The organism is Clostridium sp. SHJSY1, assembly GCF_031626875.1.
Taxonomy (GTDB): Bacteria; Bacillota; Clostridia; order Clostridiales; family Clostridiaceae; genus Clostridium.
Genome location: NZ_JANDMF010000045.1, coordinates 1 through 23,269, shown reverse-complemented (window position 1 = coordinate 23,269; position 23,269 = coordinate 1). Strand labels below are relative to the sequence as shown.

Annotated in this window: 24 protein-coding genes and 2 pseudogenes; 9 read left to right on the top strand and 17 right to left on the bottom strand. The window is 26.8% G+C overall.

Annotated features, from left to right (window positions below; all coding sequences use genetic code 11):
- Nucleotides 1-11 precede the first annotated feature (11 nt).
- Nucleotides 12-314, top strand: a complete 303-nt coding sequence (locus tag NNC19_RS18100) for a hypothetical protein (protein ID WP_310940089.1) — start codon at nucleotides 12-14, stop codon at nucleotides 312-314.
- A gap of 196 nt (nucleotides 315-510) precedes the next feature.
- Here NNC19_RS18100 and NNC19_RS18095 read toward each other — a convergent pair whose 3' ends face one another.
- On the bottom strand, nucleotides 511-1,152 hold the full coding sequence (locus NNC19_RS18095) for a hypothetical protein (protein WP_310940088.1): 642 nt from the start codon (nucleotides 1,150-1,152) through the stop codon (nucleotides 511-513).
- Between the two features lie 266 nt (nucleotides 1,153-1,418).
- Nucleotides 1,419-1,790, bottom strand: coding sequence for a hypothetical protein (locus NNC19_RS18090; protein ID WP_310940087.1), 372 nt, complete (start codon nucleotides 1,788-1,790; stop codon nucleotides 1,419-1,421).
- A gap of 380 nt (nucleotides 1,791-2,170) precedes the next feature.
- Here NNC19_RS18090 and NNC19_RS18085 point away from each other — a divergent pair, with 380 nt between their 5' ends.
- A complete protein-coding gene (locus tag NNC19_RS18085; RefSeq protein WP_310940086.1) occupies nucleotides 2,171-2,374 on the top strand; it encodes a hypothetical protein in 204 nt (67 codons plus the stop codon).
- A pseudogene (gene dcm / locus NNC19_RS18080) lies at nucleotides 2,367-3,563 on the top strand (DNA (cytosine-5-)-methyltransferase). Before NNC19_RS18085 ends, dcm begins: the two are co-directional and overlap by 8 nt.
- Nucleotides 3,564-3,576: 13 nt before the next feature.
- On the opposite strand, the gene NNC19_RS18075 reads toward dcm, so the two are convergent.
- Nucleotides 3,577-4,701 (bottom strand): hypothetical protein, encoded by a 1,125-nt coding sequence (locus NNC19_RS18075; protein ID WP_310940085.1) that lies wholly within the window; start codon nucleotides 4,699-4,701, stop codon nucleotides 3,577-3,579.
- A 2-nt stretch (nucleotides 4,702-4,703) separates the two neighbouring features.
- Nucleotides 4,704-6,119: a Sau3AI family type II restriction endonuclease gene (locus NNC19_RS18070; RefSeq protein ID WP_310940084.1), complete on the bottom strand. Its 1,416-nt coding sequence runs from the start codon at nucleotides 6,117-6,119 to the stop codon at nucleotides 4,704-4,706.
- Between the two features lie 657 nt (nucleotides 6,120-6,776).
- Between NNC19_RS18070 and NNC19_RS18065 the strand changes: the two genes are divergently transcribed.
- Nucleotides 6,777-7,079, top strand: a complete 303-nt coding sequence (locus NNC19_RS18065; protein ID WP_310940083.1) for a hypothetical protein — start codon at nucleotides 6,777-6,779, stop codon at nucleotides 7,077-7,079.
- Nucleotides 7,080-7,287: 208 nt separating this feature from the next.
- Here the strand turns inward: NNC19_RS18065 and NNC19_RS18060 are convergent, their stop codons facing one another.
- The gene (locus NNC19_RS18060; RefSeq protein ID WP_310940082.1) at nucleotides 7,288-7,584 is read right to left on the bottom strand and encodes a hypothetical protein; all 297 of its coding nucleotides are present in this window, start codon (nucleotides 7,582-7,584) and stop codon (nucleotides 7,288-7,290) included.
- A gap of 285 nt (nucleotides 7,585-7,869) precedes the next feature.
- Nucleotides 7,870-8,610 carry a hypothetical protein gene (locus NNC19_RS18055; RefSeq protein ID WP_310940081.1) on the bottom strand — a complete coding sequence of 247 codons (741 nt, stop codon included), beginning with the start codon at nucleotides 8,608-8,610 and terminating at the stop codon, nucleotides 7,870-7,872.
- An 831-nt stretch (nucleotides 8,611-9,441) separates the two neighbouring features.
- Here NNC19_RS18055 and NNC19_RS18050 point away from each other — a divergent pair.
- Nucleotides 9,442-9,818, top strand: a pseudogene (locus NNC19_RS18050) (hypothetical protein); the annotation flags it as partial.
- Nucleotides 9,819-9,938: 120 nt separating this feature from the next.
- Nucleotides 9,939-10,469, top strand: a complete 531-nt coding sequence (locus NNC19_RS18045; protein ID WP_310940080.1) for a DUF7010 family protein — start codon at nucleotides 9,939-9,941, stop codon at nucleotides 10,467-10,469.
- Nucleotides 10,470-10,964: 495 nt separating this feature from the next.
- Here the strand turns inward: NNC19_RS18045 and NNC19_RS18040 are convergent, their stop codons facing one another.
- The 10 genes from NNC19_RS18040 to NNC19_RS17995 all read right to left on the bottom strand — a co-directional run bounded on the left by NNC19_RS18040 (nucleotide 10,965) and on the right by NNC19_RS17995 (nucleotide 20,684).
- Nucleotides 10,965-12,443, bottom strand: a complete 1,479-nt coding sequence (locus NNC19_RS18040; RefSeq protein WP_310940079.1) for a hypothetical protein — start codon at nucleotides 12,441-12,443, stop codon at nucleotides 10,965-10,967.
- A gap of 227 nt (nucleotides 12,444-12,670) precedes the next feature.
- The gene (locus NNC19_RS18035; protein WP_310940078.1) at nucleotides 12,671-13,078 is read right to left on the bottom strand and encodes a hypothetical protein; all 408 of its coding nucleotides are present in this window, start codon (nucleotides 13,076-13,078) and stop codon (nucleotides 12,671-12,673) included.
- Between the two features lie 202 nt (nucleotides 13,079-13,280).
- On the bottom strand, nucleotides 13,281-14,270 hold the full coding sequence (locus tag NNC19_RS18030; RefSeq protein WP_310940077.1) for a DNA-primase RepB domain-containing protein: 990 nt from the start codon (nucleotides 14,268-14,270) through the stop codon (nucleotides 13,281-13,283).
- Nucleotides 14,271-14,405: 135 nt separating this feature from the next.
- The gene (locus NNC19_RS18025) at nucleotides 14,406-14,594 is read right to left on the bottom strand and encodes a hypothetical protein (protein ID WP_310940076.1); all 189 of its coding nucleotides are present in this window, start codon (nucleotides 14,592-14,594) and stop codon (nucleotides 14,406-14,408) included.
- A gap of 320 nt (nucleotides 14,595-14,914) precedes the next feature.
- Complete coding sequence (locus NNC19_RS18020) at nucleotides 14,915-15,460, bottom strand: OB-fold protein (protein WP_310940075.1); 546 nt, start codon at nucleotides 15,458-15,460, stop codon at nucleotides 14,915-14,917.
- 862 nt (nucleotides 15,461-16,322) lie between these two features.
- On the bottom strand, nucleotides 16,323-16,814 hold the full coding sequence (locus NNC19_RS18015) for an SMI1/KNR4 family protein (RefSeq protein WP_310940074.1): 492 nt from the start codon (nucleotides 16,812-16,814) through the stop codon (nucleotides 16,323-16,325).
- Between the two features lie 41 nt (nucleotides 16,815-16,855).
- Nucleotides 16,856-17,791 carry a WG repeat-containing protein gene (locus tag NNC19_RS18010; protein ID WP_310940073.1) on the bottom strand — a complete coding sequence of 312 codons (936 nt, stop codon included), beginning with the start codon at nucleotides 17,789-17,791 and terminating at the stop codon, nucleotides 16,856-16,858.
- Between the two features lie 28 nt (nucleotides 17,792-17,819).
- On the bottom strand, nucleotides 17,820-20,147 hold the full coding sequence (locus NNC19_RS18005) for a Hint domain-containing protein (protein ID WP_310940072.1): 2,328 nt from the start codon (nucleotides 20,145-20,147) through the stop codon (nucleotides 17,820-17,822).
- Between the two features lie 11 nt (nucleotides 20,148-20,158).
- Complete coding sequence (locus tag NNC19_RS18000) at nucleotides 20,159-20,371, bottom strand: hypothetical protein (protein WP_310940071.1); 213 nt, start codon at nucleotides 20,369-20,371, stop codon at nucleotides 20,159-20,161.
- 10 nt (nucleotides 20,372-20,381) lie between these two features.
- On the bottom strand, nucleotides 20,382-20,684 hold the full coding sequence (locus tag NNC19_RS17995; RefSeq protein WP_310940070.1) for a hypothetical protein: 303 nt from the start codon (nucleotides 20,682-20,684) through the stop codon (nucleotides 20,382-20,384).
- Nucleotides 20,685-21,038: 354 nt separating this feature from the next.
- On the opposite strand from NNC19_RS17995, the gene NNC19_RS17990 reads away from it, so the two are divergent.
- The 3 genes from NNC19_RS17990 to NNC19_RS17980 are packed head-to-tail and all read left to right on the top strand — an operon-like array spanning nucleotide 21,039 to nucleotide 22,109.
- Complete coding sequence (locus NNC19_RS17990; RefSeq protein ID WP_310940069.1) at nucleotides 21,039-21,392, top strand: hypothetical protein; 354 nt, start codon at nucleotides 21,039-21,041, stop codon at nucleotides 21,390-21,392.
- Nucleotides 21,393-21,394: 2 nt separating this feature from the next.
- Complete coding sequence (locus NNC19_RS17985; RefSeq protein WP_310940068.1) at nucleotides 21,395-21,730, top strand: hypothetical protein; 336 nt, start codon at nucleotides 21,395-21,397, stop codon at nucleotides 21,728-21,730.
- A 28-nt stretch (nucleotides 21,731-21,758) separates the two neighbouring features.
- Nucleotides 21,759-22,109 (top strand): hypothetical protein, encoded by a 351-nt coding sequence (locus tag NNC19_RS17980; RefSeq protein ID WP_310940067.1) that lies wholly within the window; start codon nucleotides 21,759-21,761, stop codon nucleotides 22,107-22,109.
- A gap of 122 nt (nucleotides 22,110-22,231) precedes the next feature.
- On the opposite strand, the gene NNC19_RS17975 is transcribed toward NNC19_RS17980, so the two are convergent.
- Nucleotides 22,232-22,942 carry a DUF4303 domain-containing protein gene (locus tag NNC19_RS17975; RefSeq protein ID WP_310940066.1) on the bottom strand — a complete coding sequence of 237 codons (711 nt, stop codon included), beginning with the start codon at nucleotides 22,940-22,942 and terminating at the stop codon, nucleotides 22,232-22,234.
- Between the last annotated feature and the right edge of the window lie 327 nt (nucleotides 22,943-23,269).

Genomic DNA, 23,269 nt, shown 5'->3' with positions numbered 1-23,269 from the left:
GAGGCAAAATTGTGAAAAAATGCATTAACACTGAATTAATTGATACAATACAAAAAAGGATTAAATCTACCGCGCTTGACACTATATATCCAAAAAACATTTTTTGCAAATTATTGGATTTATTAAGAGCTAAGCAGGAAGCTACAGAGTATCTAAATAACCTCTATAATATTTTAGATAATGATATAGAACTTGTCTATACAGATAAAGAACTTAAATCAATTAAAGAATTGATTGATTTATATACTTGTTGTTTGGCAAAAACTGATAAATTTATTTACCAATATCTTAATCTAGAATATATTCCAAAATAGAAATCTGTTTGCAATAATTAAATAATAACCAATTAAGAGGCATATTATATACACATAATGTGCCCCTTATTTTTTTATCTGTTGATAAAATAATTTTCTGTTAAACTACTTACACTTAACGTTACTTTAAAGAGCTCCCAAGGGAGCTCTTATCTTTTGCATCTATTTTAATAACATTGTATGTAAATTGTTTCGTTTAACTTGCTCTTCCTCTATAATCATCTTCATTAAAGGTCTTAACTAACTCTACAACTTTTTTACAAAATTGTGCACTTAATAATTCTTTTATTTCTTTTCCTTTGGTATTAAGATTATCAATATCAACTATATCCAGATTTCTTTCTGTAATTTCTTCTTCATCAATTGGTAAATGAAAAGAATAATTACTTGTTTGATAGAAAAGATAATAATTATCTTTTTCTATATCAACAATTACATCTATAAAACTAACATACGTTCTAATTTCTCTATCATAATACTCACCATAATGTACAACTTTTTCTGTTTCTGCATAAATAGAATACTCTTCATCATATTCATCACGATATCTTATTCTTTTCGTTTTAATTATCGTTTCTTTATGTATACATTTAGGTTTTAATAACTTATTAAGCAAGAATTCTTTATCTCTATAAGCCTCTTGTTCTTTTCCTTCATATCTTTCTCCATTTCTTTGGTATAAGTCATATCCTCTATTTCCTGCTTTCCTATAATTCTCTTGTTTTTTATCTCTATAGTTCTTAGCCCTTTTATTTATGCTATATATAACTAACTCTATCATATCTTCAGTTAATATTTTTTCATCTAAATTTTCAACGAATTTTTTAGGTGTTTTCATGTTGATTCCTCCGCAAATATTAATTTATCAGCTGATAATTAAATTATATTAAATATCAATCCAAAAGTCTATTTTTACGGAGCTTTAAACTTTAAATATTTACATCTTGTCATTTTTCTTTATAATAGTCATAAATAATACTCACTCGCTTTTGTCTTTTCTTATTATAGGTACAGCAACACTGGCTCCGTTCAGCCTTCCAATTCTGAAAATATGGTGGACGAATCAAAAAACTACTTCATAAAGTTAAAAGTAACTTGCTTACATTAAATAAATATTTTTTTATTTCTGCAACTTTTATCACTTTTAATATCTTGATATAATTTCTTAGTATCTTGTTCTGATACTGGTTTACTTAGATATAGAATCTCAACTCCAAATTCTGTATATATTTTGTCTAATATTAAACCTATCTTTTTATCTTCAATTTCTAATTCATGCTCAAGTTTCTTTTTTAATTTTCTCATTTTAATAATCTCTTTTTTAGCTGCTTCATGCGTATTAAATATTTTGAATTTGCTTACCCATACATGTTTACCACTTTTTAACTGTATCCATTTAGAAGTCCCTCTTCCATTTTCTCTAACTATCACTCCTTCTAATATTTTTTTATTTCTTATAATATATACTTTTGTCAAATTTACCACCTCCTTTCTTATCATTTTTTATTAAATAAGCTCATTTTCTCATTTCAGGTATTACTATGCCCATCGTAAATGACTTATATTCTTTTTACTTTTAAATGCTTACTAAAGCTAGTTTGTCCATCTTTACAAATGTAAAGTAAAATGATACAAATCTTAATATATTTTTAAACTTATATCCTAAACTGTTAACTTTATAAATACTCATATATAATTACACCACAACCCTTTTAAATTCTTAATTTTTTAAAATATTATCTATATTTTTATAATAAAAAAGCATTCTGTAGAACGTAAGTTTGAATAAAAGGGTTGTAAAATCTTTATTCATTTGCTAAACTATCAGTATTATGTATCATAAAAGGAGAAATTTTATGTCTTATCGTGGAGGTCCTAGACTTGGGGCAGGTAGACCCCCTTTAAATCAAGCTAAAAAAATAGGTGTTAAAATATATATAACAACCGAATTGAAAGAAAAAATTATTACAAATGGTATTGGTAATAGCTTTTCTGAAAAAGCTTGTGAAATAATAGATTCAGAGTTACGCAAAAGAGAAGGGAAGAATAAAAATGAATAAAACGGTTGTTGAACTATTTGCTGGTGTAGGTGGTTTCAGAGTTGGTCTAAATAACACACATACTGAATGGGATTTTGTTTTTGCAAATCAATGGGAACCTAGCAGAAAAAATCAAGATGCTTTTAATTGTTATATATCTCACTTTGGAGATAATTTAATACATAGTAATGAAAATATTAGCCTTATTGACAAATCATAATTACCTGCTCATTCATTACTAGTTGGGGGATTTCCATGTCAAGATTATAGTGTAGCATCAACACAAGCTAAAGGTATCCAAGGTAAGAAAGGTGTTCTTTGGTGGGATATTCTTGATATTATCAAAGAAAAACAACCTCCTTTTGTACTTTTAGAAAATGTTGATAGACTGTTAAAATCACCAGCAAATCAAAGAGGACGAGATTTTGGTATTATCTTAGCTTGCCTTGCAGAAGAAAACTATTCAGTTGAATGGCGTATTATAAATGCAGCAGAATATGGATTTTCTCAAAGAAGAAGAAGAACTTTCATTTTTGCTTATAAAAATACTACTCAATATTCAAACATTAATAATAGCACATTAGATAATATAGTTGGAGTAACAGGTTTCTTCCAAAATGGATTTCCAGCAATACCAACCTCAAAAAATAATATTGGTAATTTTGAGCTTGGTAATGTTTTAAACATTTCTGATAACTTTAGTTTTGATTTCTATAACTCTGGGGTAATGAATAATGGTCATATTTATACAACTGAAACTATCCCTAGTTATGATGGTCCTTATGCTAATCTTAGCTCTATACTTGAAACAAATGTTTCAGAATCATTTTATCTTGATTCTGATTTAAGTGATTGGACTTATATGAAAGGTGCTAAGAAAATAGAAAGAGTTAGTAAAACAGGTCATAAGTATATATTCTCTGAAGGTCCAATTGCTTTTCCTGACTCCCTAGATAAACCTTCTCGAACTATGCTTACAAGTGAAGCTAGTAAAAACAGAAGTACTCATATAATCTGTGACCCTATAACAAATAGATTACGAAAGCTTACACCTATTGAATGCGAAAGATTAAATGGTTTTCCAGATAATTGGACTAATACTGGTATGTCAGATAGATTTAGATATTTTTGTATGGGAAATGCATTAGTTGTTGGATTGATTACTATAATGGGTAATATACTTTCTAATATAATTGATAATGAACCATAAAAAGGAGCAGTATTTAACTATTGCTCCTATAAAATTTAATTGTGTTATTTTCAAATCTATAATATATTAATTCAATGTCTGTCCATGTTTTAGCAACGGTAGGTCTTCTTCCTTTTGTATAATTTCTTATGCAAACTTCTTCCTTATACTGGATAACCTCTTGAGGAAAATTATACGCTACAATAAATGCTTTAATTGTTGAATAATCTCCAAATGAATATTCTTGATTTATCCAGTCTACATACTTCATGATTTGGTCAATAGCTTCTTTACTTGCTATATCCTTTTTTATTTCAATAACTAAATACTTTGAAATAGTATCAAAACCTTCAATATACCTATATCCAAACACATCCATCTTATCCATGTAATCAATCGGCTTGAATGGTGATGCTATAACTTGATGTGATATATAATCCCATTTTCCAAAAATACTATTATCGTTCTTATTAATATTATCTATTATTGCTGCCTCTATAGCCATCTCATGTTTTATTTTGTTACTTTCAAAACAATTTTTTAAAATATTATTAGATTCCATTATATATTCAGGCTTAATTTTTAATTCTATAATTTTATGAAACCTATCACTATATTCAAACGAATTACTTCTCTTGTATATATATTCTTCATTTCTTTTTAATAATATATCCTTTAATGCCTTATTCTCTTCATCATCAATTTTGATAAAAGATAGCTTCCAAAAGGCTCTTAGCATTCTAAATTTAGATGGATTTGAAGAAAGTACATCATCCATATCAACTCCATTAATAAAGAAGTTAGGATTAGGTTTAAACAAACAAATACATCTATTGTCCAAATTTTCTATACTGTCTAAAAGCATCATTTTTTTTATATTTTCATAATCATATATATTAGCAACATCTGCATTCGGATAATTTAGATAACTACATTTCCACTTTATATTTATTAGTTCTCCTATCCCATATATTTTTCTATTAATAAAAAAATATATATTATCCCCTGAATTCATTCCAAAATAGTCTGCAAATGTTCCCTCATGATGTATCAACCAATTTCCATTTTTAGGTTTACTCAAATTGGTACTATAGCACCCAATATTTATGCATCTTCTTAATGAATCCTCATCTTTTAAACTCACTATGTATCCTGCCATTATTATTTCTCCAATATATATAATATTTGCTGCAAAATATAATTATTATTTAACCAAAAACACTGTTTAGTTAATGTTCTTCCATCTGGTAATATATCTATATCTGAACTATCTCTCGCATGTGGTCTAACATGACAAACATCATTTTCAGATGCTGCTGGTAAATTATTATATTGTTTTTTACCTTTTTTATTTATCTCAACCCCACACTTAATAATATTTCTTGTCTTTTTCCATACCATTTTAACATCATTCTCTAAATCGCTATATGGCATATTCCAAAACATGGAACCTTTTAAAATCAACTCATTCTCCTCATTAAATTTAAATATGATAAATAGAAATTTTGTTTCTGTCAAATATTCTCTAAAACTACATGTATCCCATTTTTCATTTATTATTTCTTTAAATTTAAACACTGGAAACGACATATGTTGTTCTATTGTATTATCATTTTCTACTCTTATTGCTTTTATCTTTATATTTGCTTTTTCAAATTCAGTTGCTTTATTAGATTTTATCCCTAACATTCGCATTGCTATTATAGATGTAAAATGTTTCGATTTTATCTTTACATCAAATTCATTTGCTAATTCATTTGCTGACATCCCTTTAAATCTAATAATTTTATCAATTATATACTTCTCAAAAGTAGTGTTTTTTAATATATCTTTATTTTTTACTATAGATTCATATGTATTTTTACCTTTTAAAATGTAATCATTCAATACGTATGTCATAAACTTATTTTTTAATGAAAAAGCTCTTTGTTTAGCTTTTATTGTATTATTAGGCTGTTTTCTATCCTTTGTTTCTTTTCCACCCTTTGTGCAAGCCCCTAAATAAAAAGTATCACCTTCACTTAGTTCGTGTGCCTTACCATTTTCTATTTTATTTTTTATTTTATTCCAATCCTCTCGTATAATAGCCAAGTCCTCATCATTATATGTAAACAATTGAGAATTTTTAATAACATAATCCAACTTGTCTATATTCTCTTTATAAAAATAATGAACCAGTAGCAACAACTTATTTTTATTCCAAAAACAGCTTGTTTCAAATTCCTCATCTATAATTTCCATATAATTTATAATATTTAAAACTAATCGTTCCTTTGCTACAAAACTTTTATTCTTATTTTGCTTAAATGGTGTTACTTTTAATTCAACCCCTGCCTCTAAGAAGTCTGGATTTTTGTCACTATTAGGTTTATACAAAAAATACTTTTCTTCCAATAATTGACCCAAACCACCCTTTCCCTTATATTCCTTACCCTCTCCGAGCACTTCTCTAAAAGTTTTTTCTACTAACCCTTTAGAATAATTTTCAATTGACTTTGGTGAAAACTTATCATATGGTAATTCAATTATTTCCTTTTCTTTTAAGTTTATTGAAACTTTTTTTGCTTCAGTCTTCATTTATTTTACCTCATATAAATAGTAATATTTTTCTAATAATGTTATTCTAATTATACAACTTTTTATTAAACTCATAAATACTGATTATAAAATATATTATTTCTTAACTTATCATTTTAATGCAAAAAATTTTTCCCATATAATATTATTCAAATAACTATTAGCCTCTAATTTACTATTATAATAAATCAAACTCTTGATTAATTTCCTACCTAACAATTTAGCACTATAAATTATCCTTTATAAATTCAGATAAAAATAATAACCATAGATAACACATCATCTACATTTATTACAACTCTTAATTCAATTAAAACTTTTCAACTTTTTGTTTGAATAGGATAATTGTAAATATCTCATGTCTTAGAAATTTACAAACTATAGCTTTTCCATGATTTCTATTAGCTCTTTCATATACAACTTTGAAAGTATTATTTTCAATTAATTTATTAATTCTATATTTACTTACGAAATATCTTATCTTTTGTTATTTTTCTAATTTCATTTATATATACTATTTATCGGAATTAAGTATTCACTTGAAATACGCAAAAATTATTCAAATTATATTATTTATAAAAAAATTTAATTTATACTTGCTTTTTTATATCTAAATTTCTTATATATATTTATAAACTATTAAAAGGAGGGCTTTTTATGAGCACAAAAGATTATAAGTTAAAAAATTTACGAAAAGAAATAAATGTATTAAAAGAACTATTGCTAGAGGACTTAAATAACAATATTCCCTACCATAAATCAATTGATAATCTTTCCAAGTTATTAGAATGTAAATATTTATTGGAAAATCACCATAACTACTTAAAAACGGAATTTTTTGCAAGAAATATTCAATCATTAAGTAATTTTCAAAAAAAGTTTTTTGAACAAAATTTAATTGAAGCTACTGCTTTAAAAAACAAATTGAATTCTTTCCTTATATCCTATTTACACCTATAATAAAGAGCTCCCTTTTGGGAGCTCTTTATTATAGATGCATAATGTATTTTTTAAGTTTCCAAGAAACAGAGAAGAGTTTTATATCTCTTCTTAATCTAAGCTATTTCTGTATCTTTTTCTATATAATCTAAAATTACTTGTAATTTTCTTTTATTTAAACCCAACACAATTTCCTTATATTTGCTTAATAAACATTAAACAGCAAAATCTAGCTTTCTTCTTGTCCACAATTATATTTTTCTATTATCACTCTAACAACATTTTCCCCTAAACCTGTTAAGTAATACATCTGACTTCTTTTATTTGTTATTATAGTTACCCATCCTAAAAATATAAATTTTCTAATATATACATTTATTGTTGTTTTTTTTAACTTTGTTAGTTCTATCAAATCTTTAACTCTTAAAGGATTTGCCCAATCTCCATCATTTAAAGCTACTAAAATCCAATCTTCTTCTACTGTTAATTTATTAATCATTTCTCCTATATAATCATCAAATCTCAAATCTGATTCCTCCTTATAAATATATTTAATTATTAATAAGGTATATAAGCTATAAAAGTCAATAAAAATTCCTTAGTGATAGGTTTTTATATAAATCATTCATCTATTTTTAGTAATCAATTATTATCAAAAAATTCTATCTAACCGTCTCAAAACATCTCAAGACGTTTTATAGACGTTTCAAGACGTCTTGAAACACTCATATTTTCACCTATTATTTATGATATATTAACATTTGCAGAAACAGATATAGTCTCTATTTCTAAATTATCATAAACAATAATTTTATGAACCTAACTCATTTAATTCATATTCTTCTAATGTACCTTTAAAAACAACTTCATCTTTATCATTAAACAATATATATTCAAAGGCTTTTGAGCCATATCCTGAATATTGAATTTCTCTATCAAATTTTAGTTCTTCATCTATATATAAAGTTTCTTCTTTTTTCTGATGTGCTTCAAATTCATTTTCTAAAGTAATATATTCTTCATTTATACCTTCCTTTATTAAAGATGGTGCTTTAATTTTAATCTTAAATTTTTGTGTATAATTACTGCAATTTCTTATATATACTGCTCCGTTTATAATAAGTTTGTCCTTATTTCTTTGAAAGTACACTGAAGTTTTCTCTCTATCAAGATATACAGAATTTAAATCATTAGAAAATCCTTTATAGAATTGAATACAATAAACCCACATTGCAGGAAAAAGATTCATTAATATTATTGTTACAATAAATCTTCTAAAGTTTCTGTTAATTAGAGAATTTTCTCTTATTTCATTAAGTTTCTTTAAACAATAATATACTCCTACTATAACTATTAATATAGCATAGTAAAATCTCCCCCCATTAAATACAATAGGTTTAAATATTCTTTGAATAAAAGCTTCTGGCACATTATTACTATTCCCCATTAATACAAACATTATTGTTAGTCCTAAACAACAAAGTATTCTTTTTTGCATTTTAGATAACTTATCCAAATTCTTCTCCTCTTGACTATCTATCAATCTTTCCATATTTATTAATTTTGTATATGATTCTAACTGGCTCTACTACCTAGCTTCAAATCTGAACAATAATTTATAATTGCTTCATTGGTGATAATTTCATTATACCATTATTTCACAAAACCATAATTACTTGTAAAATCCTGTGTAATTAAGCTTGTTCTTTAAGTTTCTTATTTTCTTAATCAAGTCTTTTAATCTTTCTTTTTAAACTTGCAATAATAGGATTTTTATTGTTATCATTCATTTCTCTTTCACCTGTCTTTAAGCTTGCTCCATTAGGAAGTTTCCCCTCTATCAACTAACTTAATTGTATGCCCTTTGTTATGTTTAAATACAATATCTTCTATAAATAAATGTCTTCGCCTATTCGCAGACCCGTTCCAATATCTTTATTAGAAATTTATCGCTTATATTAGTTGTAACATCATATACCTTTTGTATTTCTTCTTTTGTTAGTACTTTAATTTTTCATCTTGGTTCTAAACATTAACTTATAAAAATGTTAATTTAAATAAAAAAATTATTACATTCCAATTGCTATAAACACAATTTAAGATTAGTAATAATTTAAACTTATATCTATCTATTTATTTAACAATAGTGTTTTCTTTTTCAATTTAAAAACCTAGTTAGGGATAGTCAACTCACTTTTTACAAGTACACACCAAACTATCAAGTGCACCTCCGTATTATTAGCCTAACACTAAATCAACCTCATCAGTTAATCAAATTATATACTATAATAAACTATTTAGTCAATCGCTTATATTATAGCTACAACAAAGCCTTGTCTTCCATTTATTATACTTTTATCAATTCAAATTATGTTATTAACAAAAAATTCTTAACCACACAAGTTCTTTCTTGGGGGTAGACTCTGTTGATGGTGTTATTGAAGCAGATGTAGTGTTTTTCTCAGAAAGGTTTAAAGGGACAAGACCTTCAAATATGTCAAGAAAAGCTCACAAGAGAGGTAAGTAGGTTAAAAAAAGGGGTATTTCTAAAACATCATACTATTCATAGTAAGTTAAAAAAGTGGATTGGTAGGTTTAGTGGTGTTGCGACTAAATATATCAGTAACTATGTACTGGTTCAAGTGGCTACAATTATTTGAACACAATAAAGAAGCTGTGCAGATTAAGAACTTTATTGTCCAATCTAATGCCTATACAAAAGCATCAAGCTTCAAGGAAAGAGAGCCTATATTTATATAATAATATACATTTTCTTGAGATAAATGTTATAATTGTCTTGTGTGTAAATGTAATTTATTGCATTATTTTGAGATGTTATGCTATGTAAATTTGCTATGTTTTATTTGTGGAGGACTGATTATGAATTTAGAAAAATTACGATTAAATTGTGCAATTAAGCAAAAGAAAGGGTTACATTTTATATTAGCTTCTATCATTATTTGGTGTGTTGTATTGATAATTCATTTAACATCATTACCTATTTTGACAAAGAACTTATTTACATTTTGTGCTACAGCACCATTAATGCCATTAGCATTCTTCATATCCAAGATAATAAAGGTTGATTTTCAAAACAAAGAAAATCCATTAACTAATTTAGGGATTCTTTTTTCTGCAAATCAAATTCTATATTTACTAATTGCTATGTGGATATATCCAACAGTTCCCGAAAAAATGTTAATGGTAATAGCAATGATTTTTGGAGGACATTTATTACCATATGGTTGGCTATATAAATCGAAATCCTATATAGTATTTGCTATTTTAGTACCAATTTTATCACTTATAGTTGGTGTAAACTTTAAACCTTATATACTTGCAATTATGATGATAGTAATAGAAATTTTATTTAGTGTTTGTTTAATATTAGAAAATAAAAAAATATCGTAAATATGAACCATAAACTTTAATATTATATAGAATATAATATTCTTAAAAATGTGCTAACGGGTGATATACTTCACCCGTTAATTGATAAAACATTTCAATATTGTGTTAAAACATAGCCTTATTTTTAAAAGTAGTTGTACAGAAATCTATTGGATTCATTATCAAATTTCTATTAGACATACCATCAGACACCTCATTTATGGGTACCTCAAGCAGCAAAGCTGCTACTGCTTGTAAGCCCCTAGGGGGCTTTAGTTTGGAGTCTTTTTGGATTCTTTGGGGTTCAAAAAAGGAGCTCTTTCTGGAGCTCCTACCCTATATCAACAGATTTATTTCTGTTCTCTTTTGGTTTTTTTCGGTATTTCCTGCAAGGCTTTTTTTGAAAAAACAAGGGTTCATTTATATTTGAATGGGTTTGTTGGATTGTTACATAGTAAATATACTTCTTCTAAGCCATTACTCAGCTTATAGATTTTTATCATCAATATCTAAGAATTAATATTCTCTAATTTCATTACATGCTCTACATATACAAGTTTTATCTTCTCCATAATAAATTGTCCAATCACTTGTCTTTTGTCTACATAATCTACATATCCATGTTTTAACATAAATACTTCTATTAATAACTATGTCTTTTTCATCTTCAGTTTTAGTGTTAACCCCTTTATCAATTCTATCTACTGTATTTATATACATCTCATTCATGAATCCTTGTATTTTTTCTTCTTTTGATATGGCAGTCATAAATAACTCATCATTAACAACCAAAAAAGATGTATAAAAATTTTCACTACACCTTTCTTTATGTAAAAAGCCATAATCCCTTAAATACAATAGATATTTTAATATGGCACTAGTTAAATCTGGTATATTTTTCCCCTTAATATCTTTTGTATATTCTAAATCCTTATTTATAGGCAATGCTGAATATTTTTTAATCCATTTTATAACATTACAAACCATTACTACATTACCTTTTCTATTAAGAATAAACTTTTCAAATACATAACTTTGCCATATCCTTCTATCACAATTAAATGCTAATTCTCCTGGGACTACGTAATTAAAATATTCAGGTATATCTTCTGCTTTAATATTAAGTCTATTTGAAATTTCATTCCATAATTTGTTTAGTTCAAAATCTATTTCAAATTCTTTAATCTTCTTTTCATAATTTGAGATTAAAAACTCTACTTTTTTAAGTTTTAAATCTATTTTTCTATTGTATTCTGAAAGTTTTTGTTTTTCCCTTATTCTTTCTTTTTCTGCTTTGATTTTATTATTATATAAAATCTTTCTTTTTGCTAATTCTGATTTTCTATTATATATCCACTTTTTTCTATCAATATTATCTACTATAATATGCTCAATAACTTTTCTATCAAAGTTATAACAATCTATTTCTTTTATATTTAAATCAATTTCTATTGTAGAAATACCTAATTCTTTTATTTTTCTTTCCTTTTCATTATCAATATAATGAGTTACTGCTATTTCAATTAGTAAAGGAACACCATTTTTATATACTATTATATCTGGAACTATTGTATTAATTTGAGTTTCTAGTTTTATTTCATCAAATTCCAAAAAAAATTCATTTGCTATTGTTTTTTCTTTATATCCCTCATTATCTAAAAAATTCTTATAATCAAATTTATAATAACTCAATTCAAAATCTGACATTGATTTATAATATTTATTATATATAAGTTTTAATTCTGGTAATTTTATTTTTCTACTTTTCTCCAATATCTCCTTGGCAAATTTATGTAAAGTTGTTTCAAATGCATTTTTGCAATTCTGGTTACTATGTGCAAAATGTCTTATATTTTTATTTCCTAACCTTGCTTCTAATGGTTGTCTACATTCAGGACAAACACAATTACATCGTAATCCTCTTTCATTTTCATTAATCTCAGATATATGAATAAGTCTGTCCTCCCTAAATCCAAAAGGGAGTTTAATCTTCATAATCCATTCCTCCCACATATTAAAATAACTGTAAAGTTGTGAAGTTCTTTTTTACTCCTGAATTATATTAAATTATATAAATATTTTGATACAAAAATAAAAACAAAGTAGCTACCCCTATAATTGTATATCTTAATATTTTTCTACCCAACTTAAGACTTTTTATAATAACTTATCTAAGTATATTATTTTAGTAATTTGCATTTTTAAATAAGTCTTTCTGTCATTTATATGTTACTTTTCATATCTTTAAGTAAATATTCACAAACCTCGATGTGAATACCTTGCCTTTTTAAAGCCATTAATAAATATTTTGTTTCAAGTTCTTCTGATATATATTTTCTTATAAAATCCTCATACTCATTAAAAGATGGCTCTTTATTAATAAATAAATCATTTAAAGACTCAATACCCTCACAAAGTTCTTTCATCTCACTTGATACTTCATTTCCTAAAATTCTATCCTTTAACACTCCTAAGCTTTTCAAGATTATCTTAGTCTTTTGCTCTGAAATATTATGGTCTATTACAAAATTGTAAAACATGTATTTATCATCATCTGTTACACTAGAAATCATTAATTGAAGTAATTTTATCTGGTATTTTAATAATTCATAATTTTCATCTCTATTCATTAAATCACCTCGAAATTATTATTAAATAACATAAATATTTTACAATAGATTAAGTCTACTTTCAATAAATGTATAAAATGGTTTTATATTCATTTGCATTATTACATAAAAATTAGGACTTTCTTTCTATATAAACTTCATATTTTTCATCTAAAAATACTAAAGGAGGGAATCCCCTCCTTATACTTATCATTCGTTATCTTTAAGCTGTTTTTCTTCTATCTTCTATGTGATTAATTATATCTGTCCACCCTTGCTCCAATGCAGTTTCATATAGACCTTTACTGTAACCACAACCACTACAATAAAAATATAGAGAATCTTTAAAGAATACAGCAGAAGGATTAGTATCCTTATGTGAACTATTTAAACAACTCATTAATAACTTACTTCCTGTATCTGCAACTACCAAATGTCTTATATGACTATATACCATACTTTCTAATTCATCTTTGCAGTTAGTTAAATCAAAAAACTTGCCTGATTTCTTTTCTTTTAGAGGTAACTTAAGTAACTTAAGTTCAGTTATTACTTGAGATTGAGTATAAACAAGTTCTGGATTACACTTAATTAGTTTAACTTGTATAGGTTCTTTCTTGTTATGATAAAAACCAGGCAATCTCATACAAGTTGACTCATTTTTCTTTTGCATATCACCACCAAAAGTATAAGCTAATCTTTGTTGTATTTCTCTAAACTTCTTTACTTCTCCACCTTTAATTAGAAAATAAACATGATAGCTCCTTCTAGTTTTAACTATAACACTAGGTTCTAAAGGTAGTTTTTGAATCAAAGCCCATTGTTCTTCCATAGACTTATCATCTATTTCAAAGAAGTGTGCATGAACCTTTTTTACATCTGAATCCTTATGAGCTCCATTAATAGCTACATGAACACCATGCCTACAATATTTATTTTTAAACCATAGTAGTCTTCCCCATTTTTCCATATCATTTAGAGTTACTTCAATTTTTACAGAAGAACATCTTTTACATATTGGTCTATCTTTTATATATAGTAACATATCTGTTTCTTCATGAAACTTACCACAAATATTACATCTTATTTTATTGCCTCTTTTTTCAACACCTTTTAAATCACTTTTAATATCTGGAAAACTTCTTAAAGCTATCTTATCAAAACCAAATGCCTCCAAAAATCTTATAGTATCTTTATTAAAAATTGTACCCAAAATACCCTCTCCTTTTTATCTTTAAGTTTTTATACTTGTATATAGTTAATGTTTGTATTAAAAATCAAGTATTTTTGTATAATTTCTTAAAGAAAAAAAAGGAAAAGCCCAAATGGACTTTAACTAACTACTTAATTACTTTTTTGGAAACTTCTTATTTATTATATTTGCAACTATTCCTATGATACTTCCTAAAGCAAAAGCCACCCACCCACTAGAAAATTCAATGTTGGTGTTATTTCTAATTATTAATAATACTACTGCACAAATAATTCCTACTACTATACTTACTCCTATTGATTGTAATGTTTCTTTTAAATTCATAAATATCTCCTTCTTATCTCTAAAATATTATGATTTTATATATTGAAAATACTTTTTAGTAATGAAGTATTTTAAATTTATTCTTGAATGACACTAAATCACCAGCAAGACCTAAAATTTTCTGTGACATTACAGAAGACTATTCTTATATTTCTACTTATTTCTTGCATTGACTGACTTACTCTATTAAAAGTCAATACAGTACTAGTTACATTAATTTGCACATTACTTTCTCTTACAAGCAACCAAAAGAGAAAATATAGCCCAAAAATAGCACCAACTTTTCAGCCAGTGCTTATTAACATAATTTATAGTTTTAATTACTTTAATACACAGTTATTTACCCCAACATTCATTGATTTTCCGTCAACAACTCCTTGTATTTTAACAGCATCACCTTTTTTTAAGTTTGCTATTTTGTCGATTTCCGATTTTTCCTTAAAAAAACATTGAACATTTGTTATAGCAAAGTCTTTTTCTGATGAAAGTACAACAAAAGTTTGACCAGCAATAACACCAATATCACTTATCTTACCGTTTATCAAAACTGTTTTTCCTTTATAATCCTTATCTGCATTTACCTCATTGTCTTCATAGGCTTTGGCTAAATCAGCAGCCGAAACATTAACTGCCTCTACCTCTTTCTCCTCTATTTTCTTTGTTTCTGTAGTATTTGGACCAGTTGTATTATTCTTATTTCCTCCCATTGCAGAACCAATAACACCTATTATAACAAGCACTAATATTCCAGTTATTATTTTGTGTTTCATAAAGAAATTCCTTTGGTCTTTACCACAATGAACGCACTTATTTACACCTTTTGCTATCTCCTTTCCACACGCTTTGCAATTTACCATTTTACTCATTTAATACTCCTCCTTTTTAACCTCTATATCTTCACAAAGTCATTCACAATAAAATACTGCTGTTTATTATAGTTTTACTTTCCTAATAAAAACATACTCTATCAGTATTAGTTACAATATATTGTTAATTAAATAAACTGTATTATAAATCTAAATATCATCTCAATATTGACTTTCAATTATCATTATTTATTATGTATATATTCTTTCTATTTGATACTAAAAATCTCTTTTTAAATTTATATTCATTTATCTTCAATTTCATTTGAACTCAAATCTTTTAATACTGTTCTGTATTAGCTTTTTGCAGCCTTACACATGCTTCAAAATAATCTCTAAAATGTATAATAAACCAACTCTCTTCTATTCTCAAATATAATCCCCCCATTTAAGTATGTCTAACTCTCTTGTGTAGATGGTCCTTTTCTTTATCCTCTTCCTACAGATTTCTATTCACCTTTTCATATATAATAAGATTGTTTTGGGGCTAAATTAATACCTCTTTTACAGAAGTTACATAAATAAAATCTCCTACTTGAATTACTGAAATGCTTCATTTAACAACTTACATTTTAGTAACTACTTTCCTATTTATGTTGTTTCTATTACACGAAAAAAGATTAATGCTCCAACAACTGAAACATTAATCCTATCAAAATTCTTTTATTCTTTCTAAAGCACTTGCTTTAAAATCTATTATACTCCTAAATTTGTTGTAATATATTTTTTATTCATTCAAATAATATTATTTTGAATCTATTCATCAATTAATTCTAGGTTGTTTTAATGAATGTTATATCGTGATATAGCTTTTCCTATACCTAAATAAAAATTACTTTTCCCATATTCTCACATTATAAAATTAATCCTCATCATCAGGGTAAATCATATCCAAAAATTCTTCAAATGAATTAGCAACACGATAGAAATTTTCATCTAATAATTCATATAGAGGTCTTTTCTTTAAATCTTCTTCTGTAATATCCTTTTCAGAATAAGCCTCTTCATGGTCTAAAAATAAAATTGCTGGTTCTTTTTCATCTTTTCTGTAATCAAAAAAGAATATATTTCCATCTCCATCTATTGCAAATTGAAACATTTTATCTGGTTCTGGAAAACAACCTTTGTAGATATCATACATAAATTTAATCATAGGCTCTTTTCTTTTTTCACCTTCCATAAAACTTATAAATATAAACGATATTGTTTCCCAATCTGGAATATCAATAAGCCCAGTTTGCCATTCTTCATTTACATCTTTTACTTTAGGTCTGCTATTATCATTTGCCATGACAATATCTACATATTCCTTTGGAAACTTTATACTCCATTGTGATTCCATTTCTCTTATCACTTTTTCCTCTATTTTATCACCAATACGCTATTTAATTTCTCTTACCATAAATCAAAACTCTTTGGTTTATACACAAACTCACCTTCTTTATTAACATAACCCCATTCACCTTTATATGTTACTAACCCAAGGCTATTTTTAAAACTATATGCTGAATTAAAAATGTGTTTTAATATAACCTTTCCATTGGTATTAATATAACCGATACCTTTTCCATACTCTGCTACAGCTAAACCTTCACTAAAGCTATCAACAGTTATATATTTATTCTTTATCACAAGCTCTCCTTCTTTATTTATAAATCCCCATCTGCCATCAAGCTTTAAGGTAACTGCTGCAAGTCCATCCTTAAAATCAAATCCATTATAATATTCTGGTTGTATAATAAATTCTCCTGAATTATCTATGTACCCATATTTTTCTCCATCTATTGATGCTATAGCAATTCCTTCTGAAAAAGGGCCTACATCTGTAAATTTAAAATCAATTTTTACGTTCCCATTTATATCAATAAATCCAGCTTTACCGTTTAATCGAGCTGACATTAGGCCATCTCCAAAATCATTTATTCCTTCATAAATAGGTTCAACTACAAAATCACCAGATTTATCAATTACCCCCCATTTTTCTTTTACTTCAACAATTGATAAACTATTAGAATCAAAATTTTTTATAACCCAATCAATTTCTGGTTGAATTTCTATTTCCCCATTTTTATTTATAAATCCAGTTTTTCCATCCTTCCTAAAAAAAGCATAACCATTATTGAAACTTGAAATTCCTTCAAAATCAACTGTAAACAATTCTTCATTTTTTTCATTTATAAATTTCTTTTTCCCATCTGCTGTTGTAACTAGAGCAATATCATCACTAAAATCATTAGCATTTTTATACATTGGTTCAATCACTATTTCTCCAGTATAATCTATATACCCATAAAGGTCTCCTACTTTTAATAAATAAAGTTCTTTTCCCATTTATTATCACCTTTCTATTTCTAATAAATTAACGCCAAATTCTACCAGGGTAGTTTTCGGATATATACCAATCATTTGGCCAATCTCTTGCACTTGTAGACAATGGATTATATGTTACATCAATATTTCCTTCAGGAATTCTAACTCTAACATACCCATTGGCTAAATTTTCATTTATTACCTCTTTACCTTGAAGGCTATCTCTTCTATAATACTCAAATCTTTTTATTTTCGATTGATTTACGGGTGAAGTTTGAGGAATAACATTTAATGGACTATCTTCAATACAATTATTTAGTGCTCCTTCAGAGATGGATTTTAAATGACCTTTTTGATTTCCAGCCCCTACAAGTGACCTTGCCCAACCAGTAAACTTTGTTCGGTCTTCAATTTGTTCCCCAATAATCCACCTCATTTCAAGCACTTTTCCTTGTGAATCAATAATTATTGAAGTACTGTTACTCGTTGTCACTATTTTAATAGCATTTCTCCCATTGTAGGTAACTTTATCTAATACGAATATATCATTACTTACGCCTGTCATAAGCTCTCTAAACATTATATTTGAATAATTTTGATTGGTTTTTAAAGTAACATTAAGATTTTGAAGTTCATTAGTAGAGAACTTTCCACTCTTCTCAGACGCAGCCTTTATTAAATCGGCTAACTTAACACATCCCATATTATGTACTAAAAGTGCTAGCTTTGAAATATAATATGTACTATATCCCTCAATACTTAAATTATATATTCTTTCTGTTTCTTCTAGCAACTCTTCTTTTACTGAAATAACTTTTTTAGCTTGTCCATCAGAAGATAATATTTCATCTCCTGGCTTTAGCTCTCCTGCTATTATCCACATACCTTCATTTGTATAAAATAAATGTCCTGGAGTTGTTATTATTTCTTCTCCTTCAACATTAAGCTTAACGAATTCATTAGTATTTCTTATATGAACCTGTAAAACTTCTTTATATTCTTTATCTCCTGTTTTTACATCAGTTGCATAAACAAAATCTCCTACTTCAATTTCATCAATTCTTATAAACCCTTTATCTGTTAATACAAGAGTATCTCCTACAAAACACCCCTCTATACAATATTGTATTGCAGAATCTGATATGCCTTGTGCTCTAAGTTCTGCTTTGGATATTGTTGTTTCAGAGCCATTCCCTAACTTAAATACTATTGAATCCCCTTCATCAACTGTTTCTTCAACTATATCAAATATATCATCAAACTTAGTTTTCAGTTTATTTATAACAGATGAGACTTTTTCAAATACTTTCTCAACTTCTACAATATTACTAACCTTAACTTTAATACCTTTCCCTATCTTAAATAACAAATAATCTCCAATAATAGAACCAGTAAAATATGCTAATCCCTTTTGGTCTAAATCATCAGACATCTGTTGAGCCATACCTTCAGGTATAATTGATGGGTCTTCAAGAATAGCTTTTAAAATCTCATTGCCTTTATGGTATTTTTCAGCATAATAATTATCAAGTGGTGTCATTTCTTTTCCTAATATTTTAGCTTCCCATACTGCTTCTGCTCCCTTGGTATAATCAGCAATACCTCCAATTAATTCAAATGCAGATTTAAATGAATTACAAATTGCATCCCATGCTTTCTTCATATTTTCATCTTGCTTGGCCTTGAGATTTGCTCGTGCTTCCTCAATGCTTGTATATTTATTATATATAGGGGCTACTTTACCTGCATAAATATCATCCGTCTCTTCAAAATGCACTACTTTATTATTAAAGAGGTCCTCCATAACCTCTCCTCGTTCTGTTATTCTTCTTGAATATCTTTCTATTAACTCTCTTATCTCTTGAAGTTTCTGATAGTTATCTTCTTCATTCTTTTTTTCTTCTTCATTTACTATTTTATTAGGATGCCATCCATATGAAACTTGTAAATTATCAGATGAACCATAGTCACTTGTTGAAGTTGCAAATGCATTTATATAATTGCTACCATACTTTAAGTTCCTTATATCTTGAATTGCATATATTATTGATTGTAAATTGAAATAAACATCTAATCTATCAACTCTCACATTCACTAATTTATTAGTAGGTTTTATATATGTTATCATCTCTTCATAATATCCTGCAAAAAGTCCATATAAATCTGTTAATTCTTCTTTGCATGAATCTATATAATTTTGAAGCTTATCATACTTTTCTACCAATGCATCTATAGATTCACCACGATTTTCGTTTTCTAATACATCCTTCATACTCTTTAAGGACTCTTCCATAATCTGTAGAGCTGATTTATATTGAAATATGTCTCCAACTATATCTTCTATTATAGAATAATTTATTATTATGTCATTTTTCAAAGTCTGCCCTCCTACCTAAAATTGTATTCTTCTATATCCCTAATTAATCTATTACAATCACGTGTTATAGCTTCAACTAATTCTCTATACTCCTCATTAACATCTGAATTTTCTAAATCCATTTCATTAAAGTTTTTTATTATCTTTCTTCTAGCTTCTTCTATCTTTTCTATATATCTAGCTACTGCATTTTCTGCATCCTGCTTTTTTATCCTGTTTGCCATGACTATTTACCTACTTCCCTAAATTCTCACTATCTGCTATTTCCATATCTTTTTTCTTAAATTCTTTCACTAAATCTACTCCATTTTGGTGAATAATCTCTATTTCTTTTATTAATTCTGGAGCTTTTGTATCTGCCATATTCGATAAAGCCACTTTTACTTTATCTACAAAATCAGAGTTTAAGCCATTTAACCTTTCTACAGTTCTATTCATAAAATTTTTAGAATAAGGTTTAAAATCTTCTATGGCTGCATTCAGTCTTTCTAAATCACTTGTCAATTTTTCTACTTTTATTTGTATCTCATCTTGCATAATTTAAGCCTCCATTCTTAAGTTTTCTAATTTTAAACATCACAACAAGAGCAACCTAAAAAGTTGCCCTAATCACTTCAATAATTAAATTTTCTCTTATTTGTCCATTTTTTACATTAAACAATCTACTCATTTTATATCTCCATTCAATATAAAATTTTTCCTATCGTTTGCTTAATGTATTTATTGTTCCCACATATATAATTTTACATTGATTCTTTTTCCTTGTAAATGGCAAAAAGCCCCTTTAAAAAGAGGGTTTATAACTAACATTGTTATCAAATCAACCTTTTATTAAGCTCTTAAAAACAGAAACATGATATAATTTTATAAACGAAAGAGGAGTTGATAATAATGATGAATTTAAAGATTTGGCAAGCAGTAATAATAACTACATTAATAAACCTTTTATATGTGTACTTAGCTTTTACTTATAACCTACCAGGTATTTTTACTTTTCCAGTATTATTAGTCTCAGGCTTACTTATTTATAATGGTGGTATTAATTCAATAAAAGTAATAAATTTGAAAACAAGATTAAAGCTAATAGCTCTTATATTCTTTTCCTTACTTATACTTTTACTTAGTTTTTCCTTGCCAAATAACACTATGTTTATAAATATTTTATCTTTTATTATATATATTATAACTTGCCTTGGAATAGCTTATTATTTCTATAAGAAGTGCATGGAAATTATTGGAGAATAAACATGAAGGTGTGGAAAGCAAATTTACTTATACTATTAATTAATTACATATATTTAAGATTAGCTTTTACAATAGATATTCCTGGGGGAATAGCTGTGCCAATACATCTTTTATCTGCTTTTATTGCATACTTAGGTGTCACTTCTGTTAGTGGAATAAATTGTATAGATAGATTAAAGATAATGTCAACTATTTTTGTATTATTTATTGTAGTATTTATTAGTTTTGGCTTCCCTAATGCCATGGATTATGTACGTTATATATCTGGTATTATTTACTGGACATTTATAATATTACTTATATGCCACTTGGAAAATAAATTAAAGAAAGAGATATAATTTTTTACTAAAGGAGGAGTTTACGACGATGAAAATGAAGATATGGAAAGCAATAGTGCTAATTTTATTAATAAACTACCTATATTTTAGTTTAGCATTTAATATAGATATACCTGGGGTTTTTATTACTCCTATACATATTGTATCTGGTTATATTGCTTATCTAGGGGCTACCTCTATACCAGGGATAAAAATTATAGATAGATTTAAATTGATAGGGCTTTTAATTATATTATCTTTAACATTTGTTTTAAGTTTTGGATTACCACATATGTTTAACTATGTTCGTATTTTATCTTCTTTAATATTCCTTGTATCTGGTTTGGCAATGTTAAAACACCAGCATAATGAAATAATTAAAGATTCTATGAAAAGTTAGGATTAACTCCTAGCTTTTCTATTTGCTCTCTGTTTAAAATAATAGATATGTTTAATTAATAGTGCTGATAATATAGTATATAATAATGGAGCTCCTTTTCAAGAGTTCCATTATTTCATGATTTAAGAAGAAATTTCATCTCCAAAAATTGTAATTAATGTGCTTAGTGGTGCTGTTCTTTTCATTAATGAAACAATTGTTTTATTATCCATATCACCAAGGCTAACAAATGCTATAAAATTCAACGTACAATCTAATGCATTTACTACATCCTGCATTCTATTTAAGATATTTATTCCAATCAAAGATAACCCATTGTCAAAAATGTTATTTTTTAATGCAATTGGCTTAGTAACATCTAAAATAGGATGTTCGGCTCTAATGCAATAATATGCGTTTAATATTTCTTTAAGTTCAGAATTATATATTAAATCATCAAAGAACCTATAACAAAAATCTCCAGCGTTATATTTTACTCCAGATATTCCATTTAATCTATCCTGAGAATAATTTGAATATGTATTAGCAACTCTATTTTCATACGCAGCAATAGAATTAATCGAAATACCAATCTGTCCTACATCCGAGTCAACTTCAAGGACTAAAGCATAAATATCCTTATTATATTTGGTTTCTGAAAACTCAATTATCTTCTTTTTGCAATCTTCCAACAACATTTCTTCCAGTCTATCTTCATCTACAATATATATATTTTTTTCCAAAATACAATCAGCTTCTTCAATTGTTTTATCTGGATAATAAATTTTATATCCTTCTCCATACTTGCTACGAACTCCTTCTATTAGTTGTAGTCTCCATTCAGAATACTCCATCTTAATACCTCCAAATTTTTTGGTTTAAATTGATAGTTACTTACACTTGTCCATTTGTTCAATTATATAATATACAACCATAAACATTCAAATACTTGTCTAACTATATAAATTGCTTTTCTAAATTTAAAGTCCTTTAATTTTTTATCAGAATGACATGTATGAGATTATATTAATAACTTTTTTAGTTCGCTATCAAAACTTTCTATAAATGTCATATACACTTTAAGTGATATTTTTTTATTATCTATGTTCCTTTATAACAAAGTCCTGAACCACCCCAACCCCATCCAAACCCTCACCACCACTACCCTAACACCACCTTCC

Bases quoted from the DNA above. Each gene is read 5' to 3' on its own strand.
- NNC19_RS18095 (WP_310940088.1), bottom strand. From the start codon at position 1,152: ATGAAAACACCTAAAAAATTCGTTGAAAATTTAGATGAAAAAATATTA.
- NNC19_RS18085 (WP_310940086.1), top strand. From the start codon at position 2,171: ATGTCTTATCGTGGAGGTCCTAGACTTGGGGCAGGTAGACCCCCTTTA.
- NNC19_RS18075 (WP_310940085.1), bottom strand. From the start codon at position 4,701: ATGGCAGGATACATAGTGAGTTTAAAAGATGAGGATTCATTAAGAAGA.
- NNC19_RS18070 (WP_310940084.1), bottom strand. From the start codon at position 6,119: ATGAAGACTGAAGCAAAAAAAGTTTCAATAAACTTAAAAGAAAAGGAA.
- NNC19_RS18065 (WP_310940083.1), top strand. From the start codon at position 6,777: ATGAGCACAAAAGATTATAAGTTAAAAAATTTACGAAAAGAAATAAAT.
- NNC19_RS18055 (WP_310940081.1), bottom strand. From the start codon at position 8,610: ATGGAAAGATTGATAGATAGTCAAGAGGAGAAGAATTTGGATAAGTTA.
- NNC19_RS18045 (WP_310940080.1), top strand. From the start codon at position 9,939: ATGAATTTAGAAAAATTACGATTAAATTGTGCAATTAAGCAAAAGAAA.
- NNC19_RS18040 (WP_310940079.1), bottom strand. From the start codon at position 12,443: ATGAAGATTAAACTCCCTTTTGGATTTAGGGAGGACAGACTTATTCAT.
- NNC19_RS18035 (WP_310940078.1), bottom strand. From the start codon at position 13,078: ATGAATAGAGATGAAAATTATGAATTATTAAAATACCAGATAAAATTA.
- NNC19_RS18025 (WP_310940076.1), bottom strand. From the start codon at position 14,594: ATGAATTTAAAAGAAACATTACAATCAATAGGAGTAAGTATAGTAGTA.
- NNC19_RS18020 (WP_310940075.1), bottom strand. From the start codon at position 15,460: ATGAGTAAAATGGTAAATTGCAAAGCGTGTGGAAAGGAGATAGCAAAA.
- NNC19_RS18010 (WP_310940073.1), bottom strand. From the start codon at position 17,791: ATGGGAAAAGAACTTTATTTATTAAAAGTAGGAGACCTTTATGGGTAT.
- NNC19_RS18000 (WP_310940071.1), bottom strand. From the start codon at position 20,371: ATGGCAAACAGGATAAAAAAGCAGGATGCAGAAAATGCAGTAGCTAGA.
- NNC19_RS17995 (WP_310940070.1), bottom strand. From the start codon at position 20,684: ATGCAAGATGAGATACAAATAAAAGTAGAAAAATTGACAAGTGATTTA.
- NNC19_RS17990 (WP_310940069.1), top strand. From the start codon at position 21,039: ATGATGAATTTAAAGATTTGGCAAGCAGTAATAATAACTACATTAATA.
- NNC19_RS17985 (WP_310940068.1), top strand. From the start codon at position 21,395: ATGAAGGTGTGGAAAGCAAATTTACTTATACTATTAATTAATTACATA.
- NNC19_RS17980 (WP_310940067.1), top strand. From the start codon at position 21,759: ATGAAAATGAAGATATGGAAAGCAATAGTGCTAATTTTATTAATAAAC.
- NNC19_RS17975 (WP_310940066.1), bottom strand. From the start codon at position 22,942: ATGGAGTATTCTGAATGGAGACTACAACTAATAGAAGGAGTTCGTAGC.